A 13797-nucleotide genomic window follows, 5' to 3' on the forward strand; every position below is an offset into this window, starting at 1 on the left:
AGGTTCCTTCCTCGTCGCCTCCTTGAAAAAATGGCGCAACCTTCGGGTTGCGCCATTTGTTTTGCGGCATCGGATGTTTTGCGGGCATCGGATCGACCCGATCCGATGCCCGCGATGCGAAGGCCGCAGGCACCGAAACGGCGCGTGATTCCCCCTACTTCATCAGCGCTTCGACCTCGCCGCGGAACGCGTGCCGCGAGTCATCGCGCGAATAAAACATGTGGCCGCCGGGATAGACCACGAGCTTCGTCCGTGGCGGCTGCGCGAAGGCCGGCAGCTGATCGAGCTTGATCTTCGATCCGTAGTACGGGGTCGCCAGGTCGAACAGGCCGTGGCCGACCAGGAGCTTCAATTTCGGATCGAGCGCGAGGATCCGGCGGAGATCGCCGACGGATTCCGTGGGATGCAGGCCGCGGCCGAAATCCCAGGCCTTGTTCACCGAACCGCTCAACAGCTCATACGAGCCGTCCGGCCGCCAATTGAGCTTGCGGGTGGTGAGATCGACGATCGCGCTGGTCATCGGCGCGGTCAGCCCATCGCCCGAGGGATCACTGAAATGATAGAAGCTGGAATCTGGATAGGGATCGAATCCCAGCACCGAGGCGTCGTAACGCCCGGTGATCTTGCCATCGCGCCGGTCGAATTCACGACGAAACTCGGCAATGTCGATGCGGCCTGCAAGGCGCCGGCTGACTGAAGGCTCGATCCCGGTGAGGCTCGCGACCTTATCGGCAAGCCGATTTGTCGCATCGGCATCCGCCTCGCCTTTGACCAGATCGAGCAGGAAGTCGCTGCTGGCGTACCGCTCGACATCTGCGAGATCGGCACGCGTGACCGGGCCTTTGAGCTGTCGTGCCACCGCCGCGAATGTGGGCAGGCTCGCGACATATTGCAGGAGGCTCGATCCTGAATAGTCGCGGAAATCGAGGACCGGCGAAATCAGGATCAATCCCTTGATGCCGACCCCCTGCTCGTTCTGCAGATTGCGCACGAGCTTCGGCCCGCGGATGCCGCCATAGCTCTCGCCGACCAGGAATTTCGGCGACGAGAGCCGGTCATGCTTTTCCAGCCAGCGCCGCACCACCAGCGCCAGCGAGCTGACATCGCCGTCGACCGAGAAGAATTTCTTGCGCACGTCTTCGCCGGTCGCCACGAAACGGCTGTAGCCGGTGCCGACGGGATCGACGAAGACGAGATCGGTGAAGTCCAGCCAGGTGTCGGCATTGGACTCTAACGCGGGCGGACTCGACGGGGTGACGCTGTCGGCGTCCATCGGCAACCGCCATGGCCCGGTGTTGCCGAGTTGCAGCCAGGCCGACGCCGCTCCCGGCCCGCCGTTGAAAAAGAACGTGACCGGACGGCTTGCACGATCGGAGCCGTCGAGCTGATAGGAGGTATAGGCGATATCGGCCTGCGGCTCGCCCTTGTCGTCGAACAGACGAATCGAGCCGGCCGTGGCGGTAAAGGCGATCGTGCGGCCCGGCAATTCGATCTTGTGCTTGGTCGTGGAATCCGGCGGCAGCTTGTGCTGTTCGGCGGCGGAGGGCGAAGCCGGCGTGTTGGCGGCGCGGGCCCCGGTCGAGCCCGCCCGGGGTCCAGCCGGCGTTGTCGTCTGCTGCGCTTGAGGCGGTGGCTGGTCCTCCGCGCGCGCAATTCCTGCCCAGACCAACAGAGCGCCGGCGAAGGCCGCACAGCCGGCGCGTTGCAACTTAGAACTCGAAACCACCATGTCATTCCTCCAGGGGGGGACCACCTCCCCTCACTACAGCGGCACTCTTGCGGCCGAAAGTTACGATCTCTTACGACAGATGAATGAAGCTGTGCGGCCAACCTAAACCATGTCGTCCACCCGGACGGTCACATCGAGGCGAGTGCCCGGTGCGATCGGGTATGGTATGCGCTCGAACCGATCGCCCCTTTGTCGCGTCTAAATCCAGGGGCATCGGGGATCCCACCTGCCGCCGCTCACGGAGTTCATGAATGAAGACAGCGCCGCTCATGGTCGCGGGATGGATCGCTCTGGCGACGCCGGCCTTCGCCGCTCCGCCGGTCGCGTTGGTCGAGGAGATCCAAGGCGACGTCACCGGGGCGGAACTGATGGATTATGTCGTCCCAGGACAGCACATCAAGCTCGGGCCAGACGGCGCGCTCGTGATCAGCTATCTGAAATCCTGCCGCCGTGAGACCATCGGCGGACCGGGCGGCGTCACCGTGGGAGTTGGAGAGAGCAAAGTCGAAGGCGCCACGCTCAAGAACGACATCGTCAATTGCGATGCTGCTCACGCCGAGGCTACCGCGCCCGAGACCAGCGAGGTCGCAGCAACCATCGTCCGCGGGATCGCTCCTGACAGCGCCCCGATCGCGCAGGCGATCGTCTATGGCGCATCGCCGATCTTCGAGGTCAACGGCCGGGGCATCCTGGTGGTCGAACGCCTCGATCAGCCCGGCGACCGCCAGCAGGTCGAGATCTCCGGCCGGCAGTTCAAAGGCAGGTTCTACGATTTCGCCGGCACCAGCCATCCGCTGACGCCGGGCGGCACTTATGTCGCGAGCTTCGGAACCTCGCGCATCGTGTTCCGGGTGGATCCGCAGGCCAAGGCCGGCCCGGGACCGGCGGTCGGGCGCCTCATTCGGATGAATTGATGGAAGCGGCTCCGTGACGATCGGCCGCCGGGCGCGCGACACGCTTGCCGTTCTAGCGATCGCTCTCGTGAGCGCGGCTCTGTTCGTCTCTCCCGCCTTCGAGCGTGGCCGCGGGCTGTCGCTCGACATCCTGACCTGGCTGCGCTTCGAGGCGTTCGGCAACCGGCACGCGCTGGAGGAAAGTCCGAGCGTCGTGGTCGCGATCGACGAGGAAAGCTACGCGACGCCGCCGTTCAGCGGCTCGCCGCTGCTGACCTGGACCGGAGAGATCGGCCGCGTCCTCGGCGCGGTGATCGATGGCGGAGCAAAGGTGGTCGGGTTCGACATCGTCTTTCCGACCTCGATCGAACAATCCGAGATCCCGCTCGGCGACAGCACCTTGGGCGAGAAGACCCGTGGTTTCGATCGCGAGTTCCTGCGTGCCCTCGCCGCAGGCGCCGCCGCCGGCAAGGTCGTGCTGGGCGAAGTGTTCGCGGAGCAGCCGATCGTGCCCTCGCCGGGCCAGCGCATCGCCGTCCGCCGGCAGCAAAACCTGCGCCCGCTCAACACCTATACCGATAGCGACGACGTCGTGCGTCGTCACCCCCTGACGGTCGCCGTCGATGGCCTGAGGGTGCCGAGCCTGGCGCTGGAGCTGGCCGCACGCGCACGCGGCAACTCACCCGCTATCGATGCGGACGGGACGGTGCGCCTCGGCGATATCGGCACGGCCGGTCGCATCGCCAATACGATCACGTTGAATTTCGCCGGCGGCGCCGACGACATCCCGACCTATTCCTTTGCCGACCTGCGCGCCTGTGCGGTTAACGGGGACAAGGACTATTTCCGCCGCGAGTTTGCCGGCAAGGTGGTCCTGATCGGCACGGTCGGCATCGAGGACCGCCGTCTGACCTCGAAGCGCTTCGCCACCCGGGCCGAGGGGGCACGACGGCCGCGCTGCGCTCTGGCCGAGCGAAAAACCGCAGCGACATTCGCGCGGAGCACGATCGCGGGCGTCTATATCCACGCCACCGCGATCAACAACCTGATCCGGCACGAGGCCGCAATCGAGCTTGGATGGCCCAGCACATTCGCACTCACCCTCGCCTTTGCGGTTCTTGCCGCCGTGCTGGCACGCCTGGCCAAGCCCGCCACAGCCGCAGCCGCGCTGTTGGGGCTGGCCGTGCTCTATACCGGCCTCGCAACAGCACTGTTCAACCACGCCTATGTGCTACCGCTCGGCGAGCCGTTCGGGGCCGCAGCGCTCGCGCTCGCTGCCATCATCGGTTATCGATTCATGGTCAGCGACAAGGACCGCAGGCTCCTGCAGAAGAGCTTTGCCTATTACCTCGCGCCGCATCTGATCGACCGCATGCTCGTCTCCCACAAGCTGCCCCAGCTCGGCGGCGAGACCCGCGAGATCACCGTCTTCTTCTCCGATATCGAAGGCTTCTCGCAGATCGCCGAGCGGATGCCGCCTGCGTCGCTGATGGCGCTGACCAACGAATACCTGTCGGCCATGACCGATGTGATCGAGAGCCATGGCGGCTATGTCGACAAATATATCGGGGATTCCGTGGTCGCCGTGTTCGGCGCACCGATCGACGATGCGCGCCATGCCACCAATGCGGCGCGCGCGGCACTCGCGTGCAAGGCGCGGCTCGACGAGCTCAACCAGACCTCGGCCGCGTTCCAGGGCATCAAGGTCGCCCAGCGCATCGGCATCAACAGCGGCGAGGCCCTGGTCGGCAATTTCGGCTCGCAGCGCCGTTTCAACTATTCCGTCATGAGCGACGCGGTGAATGTGGCCTCGCGGCTCGAAGGCGCCAACAAGTTCTATGGCACGGTCATCATCGCCTCGGACAGCACCGTCGCAGCCGCGGGCGCCGAATTTGCCTGGCGCGAGCTCGACACCGTCAGGGTCAAGGGCCGCGAACAGTCTTTGACGATCTTCGAGCTGGTCTGTTTCGCGCAGGAGCTGACGCCAGAGCAGAAGCGCGTGCTCGCCGATTATGCGGCAGGTCTCGGACATTGGCGGGCCGGCCAATGCGAAGAGGCCGTCGAGTGCTTCGCACGCTCGGCCGATGCCGACCGTCCCAGCGCGCTGTTCGCCGAACGGGCCCGCCAGGCCGGGTGCGAAGTCCCCTGCCCCGGCTGGGATCCCGTGCGGAGCCTGCAGGAGAAATGACAAGACCATAACAGGGCAAATCCAAGGAGTTCGTCGCGCCGCCGCCGGCCTGAAAACCTGGGCAAGGCAACATTCCGCACCGCAGCCTCATTCCCGGCCGGCAGGGCACGCAATGCTGCCCGATGGTCGTGAAAGAACGATTCGCGGCCCGGTCATCTCGACAACCAAGGCCAAGGTCGGTTAGACGACAAACCAACCGAAAGCCGACCAGCGAGCCTGCGACTGCATGACAACGCCCAAGCGATATGAGCGCATCGCCTTCGTCGCGAGCTCGAGTGCCGAAGCCCAGGCCGCGCTCAAGCAGCTTACCGAACTGTACGGCAGTTGCGATCCCACGACGGCCGACGTGGTGGTCGCGCTCGGCGGCGACGGGCTGATGCTGCAGACGCTGCACGAACACATGCGCACGGGAAAGCCGATCTACGGCATGCATCGCGGCACCGTCGGGTTCCTGATGAACGAGTTCAGCACGGTGGACCTTCGCGAACGCCTGGCCGCGGCGCAGGAATCGCTCATTCACCCGCTTCTGATGCGGGCGACCGATGTCGACGGCACAATTCACATTCATCACGCCATCAACGAGGTGGCCCTGTTCCGGCAAAGCTATCAGGCCGCGCGGCTGCGCATCCTGGTCGATGAGCGCGAACGCATGCCTGAACTCGTCGCGGACGGCGTGCTGGTTGCAACCCCGGCAGGCTCCACGGCCTATAATCTCTCGGTCCAGGGCCCGATCCTGCCGATCAATGCAGCCCTGTTGGCGCTGACGCCGATCAGCGCCTTCCGGCCGAGGCGCTGGCGCGGCGCGCTGCTGCCGAACACGGCCTACGTGATCATCGAGGTGCTCGAGGGCGACAAGCGGCCGGTTGCGGCGGTCGCGGATCATGACGAAGTGCGCGACGTGCGTCGCGTCGAGGTGTTGTCCGACAAGACCATCTCGATGCGGATGCTGTTTGATCCCGGTCACAGCCTCGAAGAGCGCATTCTGCGCGAACAATTCGGTTATTGAGCCGCGCGCTGCCGGCGGCCTTCGACGCTTTCGTCTGCGCCGCAAACCGTTCGTTAACCCGCGAACCTTTATGGTTAAAGCAGGTATACCGCTTCAATCGGTCCCCCCTGCAGGCCGGCCAATGTTCCGTATCGATTTCAACAAGCTGCGCTTCCTCGTTTGCGACGACAATCCCCACATGCGCCGCATCCTGCGGACGCTGCTGCACTCGTTCGGCGCGCGCGAAGTCTACGAGGCCGAAGACGGTGCCACCGCGCTGGAAATGTATACCCACTACGTTCCGGACATCGTCATCACCGACTGGGCGATGCCCATCTTCGACGGGCTCGAACTGGCGCAGATGATCCGCCAGCCCGAAGCCAAGGGTAATCCATTCGCGCCGATCATCATGCTGACGGGGCATTCGGAGAAACGGCGCGTGACGGTAGCCCGCGATGCCGGGGTGACCGAATTCCTGGCCAAGCCGATCTCCGCCAAGGGATTGTACCAGCGCATCCTCAACGTGGTCGCCAATCCCCGGCCCTTCATCAAGACCAAGACCTATTTCGGTCCTGATCGTCGCCGCAACACCAGCACCGCCTATATCGGCCCCGAGCGCCGGATCGGCGGCGAAGCCGAAATCCTTCAGCAACCGTCACTTCTGGATAAAGCGCGTTCAGCGCTTTAGCGGCGGACCAGTGAGGCGGCATTAACGCAAACTGGGAAACGGCGCTCCGCGTAAGCGTAACTCAGGTATCAGATTGAGCGAGCAGTCGAACGCGTTCTCTTAGGAAGGCGCAGCGCAGGAAATCCGATGGCGAAACAGAAAGCTCCGGCGATCGAAGTCAAGACTTACGCCAATCACCACGTCATCACCCAGCCGAACCCCTTGAAAAAGGTCCTGCGCCCTGTCGACGACCAGGATCTCGACGATCCGGTTGCCCGCGCGGAAGCCGCGCTCGCCGACCTCTCCGGTGAGTTCAAGTCCTGGATGGTGACGGAAGCCGAACGCCTGTCGAGGGCTTATGCGGCGATCGTGAAGAACGGCTTTGACCAGGAGGCCTGCGACGAACTGTTTCGCGCCGCCCACGACATCAAGGGCGATGCGTCGACCTTCGGCTATCCCTCAGCAGGCGCCGCCGCCGACAGCCTGTGCCGGATCATCGAGCACGCCCCGGACCTCGACAGCGTGCCGCCGGAGCTGTTCACTCACCACATCAACGCCATCAATGCGATCGTGCACGATCATACCAAGCTCGACAGCGTCACCATGGCACGCGAGCTCAGCCGCAAATTGCGCAAGGTTGCGGACGAATACCTCATCCACGTCAACCGCGACCGCCCCGAACATCTCGAAGCGATCCTGGCGCCCAGCATCGTCCCTGGCGATCATCTTTGATGGGGTGCCGAGCGCGTCGTTCAGCCGCGCGCAACCGATCTGTTGATCTTCTGTAACGCCATCGCCACGGTCCTTAAGGGAAGGCGATAACAGGTCGAGCCGCGCCGGATGCGCTGTCGTCGCTCACGCGGCGATCAGCCCCAGCTCGATGCCGGCCACGAAATCTTCGGCCATCACCTCGTCACACAGCAGACGCGCCTCTTCCCGGGCGGATTCGGTTGCGAAGCGGCGCAGCAGGATCAGCAGCGGCTCGGCCGCATCGCGCTCCGTCGCGCAATGCGTCAACACCCGCTCCACCATCCGCCGCCGCAGATTGGCCGCGCTGCTCAGCGTGTCGGTGAACCCGGTTTCATGACAGGCATCGAGCGCGACACGGAAGGCATCGAAGGTAGTCTCCGGGATGCCGGCGCGGAGCAACAATGCGTGCAGGCTGGCCGTGCCGCGATCCCTGAGCAATCCGGACACCCGCGCACGCGGCATGTCGGCGAGCTCCGAGAGCGCCGTCTCGAACAGCTCGATGTTGCCGGAGAGCAGCGCCCGCAAGATCAAGCCCGCAGTGAGTTGCGAGGTGGTCCGGAGATGCCGCACCAGGCCGAGCAGCTCCTCGCCGCGCGAGCGCGCGGCAATCGTAATCGTCGAGCGATCGCGCGCTTCGCTGGCGACTTGCCCGGCCCGGTCGAGACTGAGCCAGTTCTTGGCGACGACGAATTGCGCCAAGGTCTCGGAGAGCTTGTCGACCAGCGCCGCCCGCGTCGCCGCCGGCAGGTCGTCGAGCGCGAGCATGGCTTCGCGGATCGCAGCAAGGTGGCCGTGACGTTCGACAATGCGATCCCAAGAGAACGGCGCAAGCTCGGCGTAGGGATTTTCAATCAGCTCGAGTGCAGCGGCAGCGCTGCCGACTTCCGCGATCGCCGCGCAGACGGGAGCCGGCAACTTGATGCGCCGGGCGATCGCACATTGGGTTTCCGAATTGCCGGTCGCGACGATGTCGACGAGGTCGGCATCGATCAGCAGCGGCGAGTGCTCGAGGATGGGAACGGCGACCGAGGGCTGATCCGACGAGAGCGCCTGAACGATGGCGGCCGGCGCCTCGCCCGATCGGGCAAAGACCTCTGCCATGGCCTGCCGCACCAGCGGCGAAGGATCGTCCAGCAGCATCAACAGCGCGCCTTCGGCGGCGGCGCGGTCCTCATCGGTGAGGTCCGAGATCAGCCAGGCCCGCGCCAGCGCCCGGCCCGCCTCTGCGCGTTCACCGGCTGGCGCGGTTCTAACCCAACTAAGAAACTGCCGAACGATCATGGTCTTTCCGGCTTACGCAACTTGTTCAGGAGACCTGACTTGGCCTCAACAGCACCGAAAATAAACCACGACGCTTAACAAAGCGTTCACCATAAGTGACTGGTATTATTGACGTTTTATTAAGTGACCACGTCCGAAGCTGTATCATGATACAGATCAACGACGTTCTTTGCGCACTCCTGCGCGCAATTCGGAGACACCTCGCGCACACATAGCAAGCGGGCAGCCGAAGGCCGCCCGCTGTCCACGAAGACTGCGAAGAAAGTTGTCGGCCGAGAATCGGTGCGTCAACCGGAGAATGTGCCCTGGGGATCGCTGAATAGATCGAGCGGACGTGCGCCACTGCCCTGCCCCGTCGACGAGGTACTGGCGACCGACGAGGTGCCCCACAATTCGCGTACCGATGCCGACACCGCCTGCGACGATTGACCGTCGACCTGGAAGAGCGAGCGGAACGTCGGATCCATTGGCGCGCTATTCGCGCTCGAACCGTCCGCGCTCGTCGGAGCGGCCTGCCCGGAGCCGCGCACGTCCGGAAACATCGACAGGAAGGTCGCAGTGTCCGTCGTCGGCAGCGCACCTGAGCCCGCTGACGAACCGCCGTACAGCGCGAGTGCGCCGCGGGTGGCCGTTGAGTTGGCTGCGCCGGAATAGCGGGAGGTCAGGACCGAATAGACCTCGGACACGCTGCGCGCCCGGCCGTCGCGATCATAGAAGATGGGCCGGTTGGCGGCGGCGGCATTCGGAAACAGCCGCGCCGCGGATGCTTGCGGCGAGTCCTGCGCACTGGTGATCAGCTTGGCCGCGCCGCCCACCCCCATGAAGTGGGCCATGTAGAGCTCGGCATCGCTCGGCCGCCGGCCGATCAGCCCAGTCAGTTGGGAGCTGTTCGACTGCGTCAGCGCCGCAGCCATTGCGGACGCCGCCTGCGGATCGTCGCGCAGCTTCATGATCGCCTGACGCATCGCGGGATCGTTGACCGTATAGTCGCCGGACGATGTCTTGGTGATGGCATCGGCGTAGTCGCCATAGCCGAGTTGACCGCCGGCCTCCTTGACGGTGCCGAGCCAGGTCTGGTCGATGAACTGGTAGAGGCCGTGCGCCGAGGAAGTCGATGCGCCCGCGGTCGGATTGAAGTCCGACTCCATCTTGGCGGTGGACAAGAGATATTCGAAGCTCGTGCCGACCGTGTCGGCGGCCTGCTTGATCGCGCCGGCGACGCGCGCCCGGACAGTATCGAGGATTCCCGTGGACGAGGAATTGGATGCGTCGACCGACATCAGGTGACCCGCTTTTCGCAGAGGAATCTTGGCAGACCAACGCGCCGGAAACCTCCGGCAACTTGCGGCGGGCATGGTTAATGACGGGTTAAGATTGCCCGATATGGCGGGCCAATGACCGAGCGCCTCCGCAGTGGATGCGGCCTTTGGCTTACTTGCGGTACACCGCCGAAGGGTCGAACAGCCGGTCGGCATCGACAAAGGACAGGCGCGCCGAGCCGTCGCCCGCGTTGTCCACCTTGCGGTAGAAGCAGGAGCGGCGGCCGGTATGGCAGGCCGCCCCAAGCTGCTCGACCCGGAGCCAGACCGCATCCTGATCGCAGTCGGTGCGCATCTCGATGACGCGCTGGGTCTGACCCGAAGTCTCACCTTTGCGCCACAAGGCATTGCGCGAGCGGCTGAAATACCAAGCTTCGCCGGTGGCGACGGTCTTCCGCAGCGCCTCGTCGTTCATATGCGCGACCATCAGCACCTCGCCGGTCGCGACATCAGTCGTGACGCAGGTGACGAGGCCGGAGGCGTCGAATCGCGGAAGGAAGGAAAGCCCCTCCTCGCGCTCAAGGTGATCTGAGGTCGCGGACACGAATTTCTGCCTGGGCCTTCTGGCGCCAATCCCTGGCGCTAATAACGTTGCGGCGCGCGCACCATGGAGAGGAAGCGCGCCTGTTCGGCCGGATTGTCGCGGAACATCCCGGTGAAACGGCTGGTGAAGGTCACCGCACCATGCTTGGCCACACCGCGCACCGACATGCAGGTGTGCTCCGCCTCGACCATGACCGCAACGCCTCGCGGCTTGAGGACCTCGTCGATCGCGGCCGCAATCTGCGCGGTCAGATGTTCCTGAGTCTGCAAGCGACGCGCGAAGATGTCCGTCAGCCGCGCGAGCTTTGAGAGTCCCACGACCCGCTCGACCGGCGTGTAGGCAATATGCGCCCTGCCGTAGAACGGCATCATGTGGTGCTCGCATTGCGAGGTGAATTCGATGTCGCGGACCAGCACGAAATCGTCGTAGCCGGCGGTCTCGCCGAAGGTGCGGTCGAGCACCTCGGCCGGGCACAGATGGTAGCCCTGATAGAGCTCGTCAAAGGCCTCAACTACCCGCCGCGGCGTATCGACCAACCCCTCGCGGGACGGATCCTCCCCGATATAATTGAGGAGCGTATAGACGGCGGCTTCGGCCTCGGCGCGCGACGGACGCGCCCGGTCGGCGCGCACGGCGGCCGCGAGGAATTCCGTCGGATCGAGGTCGGCGGGGCGAGCCTCCGGCAATTTGCCTTCGAGCGCCTTGTTGTCTTGCTTGTTCGTACGCAGGGTCTTGATCAAAGCGTCCATCTCAACTCCGTTCGACCGGCCGGCGATCCGACCGGAGTGTCACCGGCAGACGGGGCGCCTCAGCGCCGGACGCCTGAAGGATTTGGCTGGTTTTTCCGCCAATCGTTTCCATATAGTCCCAATATAGGGCGATGAAACCGGGCCGCCAAGGCCGCCCGGGTGGGTAATTCCGGGACGTCAGGCACATGCTGAACGACATCTACAACAAACGGATCATCGAACTGGCAGGAAATATTCCGCGGCTGGGGCGGCTGGAGAACCCCGACGCCAGCGCCACGGCGCATTCCAAGCTGTGCGGGTCGACCGTCAAGGTCGATCTCAAGATGGAGGGGCCGGTGGTGACCGATTTTGCCCATGACGTGAAGGCCTGTGCGCTGGGCCAGGCATCCTCCTCGATCATGGCCCGCCATGTCGTCGGCTCCAACGCGCAGGAGCTGCGCGAGTTGCGCGAAACGGTGCGCAAAATGCTGAAGGAGAACGGCGCCCCTCCGGACGGCAAATGGGCCGACATCGCCCTGCTCGAGCCGGTACGCGATTACAAGGCGCGACACGCCTCGACGCTACTGACCTTCGATGCCGTGGTCGATGCGATCAACCAGATCGAGGCGAAAGCGGCGGCGAAGGGCAAGGAGCCGGCGGCGGCGCAGGGGTGAATGGCCGGCCCTTCTCAGGGCAGGGTTATCGCATATGGGAAGAAACGCGGCCGCCGATTCTCTCCGCGACCGTCCTTCGATACTTCGCCTCCGGCGAGTTCCTCAGGACGAGGCCCGCTTTGCGAAAAATGGCAAACCCTCATGGTGAGGTGCGCCGCTTGCGGCGCGTCTCGAACCATGAGGCCGGTCCGGGCTTGGGCCGTATGCAGGAAGCTATTGCGCCGGCGTCGTGGCGCCCGTGCTAGCGGGGGCAACCGCCTCCGCGGTCCGCGTCGACTTGAGCGGCGCCTTGTCGGCGTCAGGGCTCGCAGCACCAAAACGGTCCTGCCCCTTTGGCGTGAGCTCCGCCATCGGAATTGCGGGCCTCCCCTGGGGCAACACGTCGGCAGCGATCTGGGTCGTCACGAGGTTGGTGAGCCCGAGTTCGCCGTGCGACAGCTCATGCAGGTCCTCCCACGGCGGCACGTTGAGCGCGAGCGACAACAGATCGCCGGCGCCTCCCATATCGAATGTGTATTTCGCAAGGCGGCCGATATCGCGCTCGACGATCATCATGTCCTGCGCCGTATAGCTTGCGGCCTTGGCATCGTCGGCACGATCGCCCATCCAGATCTGGTGCACGCGGACATGCGCCCGCTCCGGCACGTAACGTGTGGTGCCGGCAAGCAGCAGGAACACGCACATCGATTCGCAATAGGCCTCCGGCGTGATCCGCGCGGCCTCGCCCGGACGGCGCCCACGCACGCTGATGCCTACCGTGGTTCGCAGCTTCAATTCGCGGAACCGGCGCCCGAGCGCGATCGCATCATTGACCGACCCGCCGCTCGAATCCAGCACCACGGTGGTGCCGGTCAAATCGCGGGTTTTGGAGAAATCGTCAAAATCCTTGGGGCTGTCCCCCGTGATGATGCCGACCGCACTGACCCAGCCGCAATTCGGCTCACAGGCGACCCAGCTGAAGCGCATCGGCTGTTTGCGCTCCTCAAGCGAGGACCCTGCCTGGGCACTGTTGGAGGCTGACATCATCGCGCCGCCGAGCGCGGTTCCGACCGCTGCAACGCTCAGAAGCGTCCAGCGCAAAATACGCGACCGCAGCAGCTTCACGTCCAATTCGCCCCCCTACCCAATCTCAGATCCAAACCGCGCCGTCACGCGTGGCCAGTCAAAACGTGGCAAGTTCCACCTCGATGCATTATTTATTCTGTCACACCGACGTCAGGAAAAACTATCCGGGCAATTCCTTACCGTCCAGCCGCGGATCGCTGCGCTGCCCCTAAAAACGTGTGATAGTTGCATCACATAAGCACAAAAATACGCGAGTTCCGGTTCCCCGCTCGGGAACTATGCACCGCTCCGCTCACGAGTCCTGCATTCACCCATGAAGCACGCATGTTCCCATCCTCACCAGCACGAGCCGGCGCTCCTGTCCCGTGTGCCACGCCGGATGGCCCGCGCGCTGATCTGGGTCTATCGGCACACGCTCTCGCCTCTGGTCGGGTACAATTGCCGTCATCTGCCGACCTGCTCGGTCTATGCTGATGAGTCGATCGAGCGGTTCGGCTTGTGGGCCGGCGGCTGGATGACGTTGGCGCGGCTGCTGCGTTGCCAGCCATTTGGCACCTCCGGCATCGACAATGTTCCGCTTGCCGCGCCAGCCGGCGCGCGCTGGTATCTGCCGTGGCGCTATGCGCGCTGGCGCGGCGTCAACGATCCTTCGACACCGAGGTGACGTCCTGCATCAGCCAGGACGATCGCTCCATTTGCTGCGGCGCATTCACGACCAAAGACCGCGCCCTGGAACTTTGTTCCGATCCTCGCATTGATTTGATGCTTCCCGATGGGAGGACACAACAATGCGCTGGAAAATCAGCCCCAAATTCTCGCCCGTCCGCCGCGACGGCAGACAGCTCGATCTCATCGCTATCGTCGCTCTGCTGATCGTGATCGTCGCCGCGTGGCGTTATTTCGACGACTCCACCGCCCTGCCTCCCAACACCTCGGGATTCATCGTTCCCAGCCAGAACGTGCATTGGTGAGCG

At 64.3% G+C, this 13797-nt stretch carries 14 protein-coding genes; 8 read left to right on the forward strand and 6 right to left on the reverse strand.

All coding sequences use genetic code 11. The annotated features are described in order from the left end of the window. Positions 1-154: 154 nt before the first annotated feature. Positions 155-1729, reverse strand: coding sequence for a S10 family serine carboxypeptidase-like protein (locus QX071_RS27290; RefSeq protein WP_315705124.1), 1575 nt, complete (start codon positions 1727-1729; stop codon positions 155-157). 251 nt (positions 1730-1980) lie between these two features. On the opposite strand from QX071_RS27290, the gene QX071_RS27295 reads away from it, so the two are divergent. The 5 genes from QX071_RS27295 (at position 1981) to QX071_RS27315 (ending at position 7194) form a co-directional block, all read left to right on the forward strand. Further along, complete coding sequence (locus QX071_RS27295; protein ID WP_315705123.1) at positions 1981-2643, forward strand: hypothetical protein; 663 nt, start codon at positions 1981-1983, stop codon at positions 2641-2643. A 13-nt stretch (positions 2644-2656) separates the two neighbouring features. Beyond that, complete coding sequence (locus tag QX071_RS27300) at positions 2657-4810, forward strand: adenylate/guanylate cyclase domain-containing protein (protein WP_315705122.1); 2154 nt, start codon at positions 2657-2659, stop codon at positions 4808-4810. 226 nt (positions 4811-5036) lie between these two features. Continuing rightward, positions 5037-5816, forward strand: coding sequence for an NAD kinase (locus tag QX071_RS27305; RefSeq protein ID WP_315705121.1), 780 nt, complete (start codon positions 5037-5039; stop codon positions 5814-5816). A 121-nt stretch (positions 5817-5937) separates the two neighbouring features. Further along, complete coding sequence (locus QX071_RS27310; protein WP_315705465.1) at positions 5938-6483, forward strand: response regulator; 546 nt, start codon at positions 5938-5940, stop codon at positions 6481-6483. Between the two features lie 126 nt (positions 6484-6609). Beyond that, a complete protein-coding gene (locus QX071_RS27315; protein ID WP_315705120.1) occupies positions 6610-7194 on the forward strand; it encodes an Hpt domain-containing protein in 585 nt (194 codons plus the stop codon). 123 nt (positions 7195-7317) lie between these two features. On the opposite strand, the gene QX071_RS27320 is transcribed toward QX071_RS27315, so the two are convergent. The 4 genes from QX071_RS27320 to folE form a co-directional block, all read right to left on the reverse strand. Then, positions 7318-8493, reverse strand: coding sequence for a DUF2336 domain-containing protein (locus QX071_RS27320; RefSeq protein ID WP_315705119.1), 1176 nt, complete (start codon positions 8491-8493; stop codon positions 7318-7320). Between the two features lie 287 nt (positions 8494-8780). Next, complete coding sequence (locus QX071_RS27325) at positions 8781-9773, reverse strand: transglycosylase SLT domain-containing protein (RefSeq protein ID WP_315705118.1); 993 nt, start codon at positions 9771-9773, stop codon at positions 8781-8783. Positions 9774-9924: 151 nt separating this feature from the next. Beyond that, on the reverse strand, positions 9925-10356 hold the full coding sequence (gene hisI, locus QX071_RS27330; protein WP_315705117.1) for a phosphoribosyl-AMP cyclohydrolase: 432 nt from the start codon (positions 10354-10356) through the stop codon (positions 9925-9927). Between the two features lie 38 nt (positions 10357-10394). Then, positions 10395-11105, reverse strand: coding sequence for a GTP cyclohydrolase I FolE (folE, locus tag QX071_RS27335; protein WP_315705116.1), 711 nt, complete (start codon positions 11103-11105; stop codon positions 10395-10397). 185 nt (positions 11106-11290) lie between these two features. Between folE and QX071_RS27340 the strand changes: the two genes are divergently transcribed. Next, a complete protein-coding gene (locus QX071_RS27340; protein WP_315705115.1) occupies positions 11291-11758 on the forward strand; it encodes an iron-sulfur cluster assembly scaffold protein in 468 nt (155 codons plus the stop codon). A gap of 213 nt (positions 11759-11971) precedes the next feature. Here the strand turns inward: QX071_RS27340 and QX071_RS27345 are convergent, their stop codons facing one another. After that, positions 11972-12868, reverse strand: a complete 897-nt coding sequence (locus QX071_RS27345; protein ID WP_315705114.1) for a hypothetical protein — start codon at positions 12866-12868, stop codon at positions 11972-11974. A gap of 268 nt (positions 12869-13136) precedes the next feature. Here QX071_RS27345 and yidD point away from each other — a divergent pair, with 268 nt between their 5' ends. Next, positions 13137-13487: a membrane protein insertion efficiency factor YidD gene (gene yidD / locus QX071_RS27350; protein WP_315705113.1), complete on the forward strand. Its 351-nt coding sequence runs from the start codon at positions 13137-13139 to the stop codon at positions 13485-13487. Positions 13488-13611: 124 nt separating this feature from the next. Further along, positions 13612-13794, forward strand: a complete 183-nt coding sequence (locus QX071_RS27355) for a hypothetical protein (protein WP_315705112.1) — start codon at positions 13612-13614, stop codon at positions 13792-13794. Positions 13795-13797 lie beyond the last annotated feature (3 nt).

It is taken from the genome of Bradyrhizobium sp. SZCCHNS1022 (genome assembly GCF_032484835.1).
GTDB lineage: Bacteria > Pseudomonadota > Alphaproteobacteria > Rhizobiales > Xanthobacteraceae > Bradyrhizobium.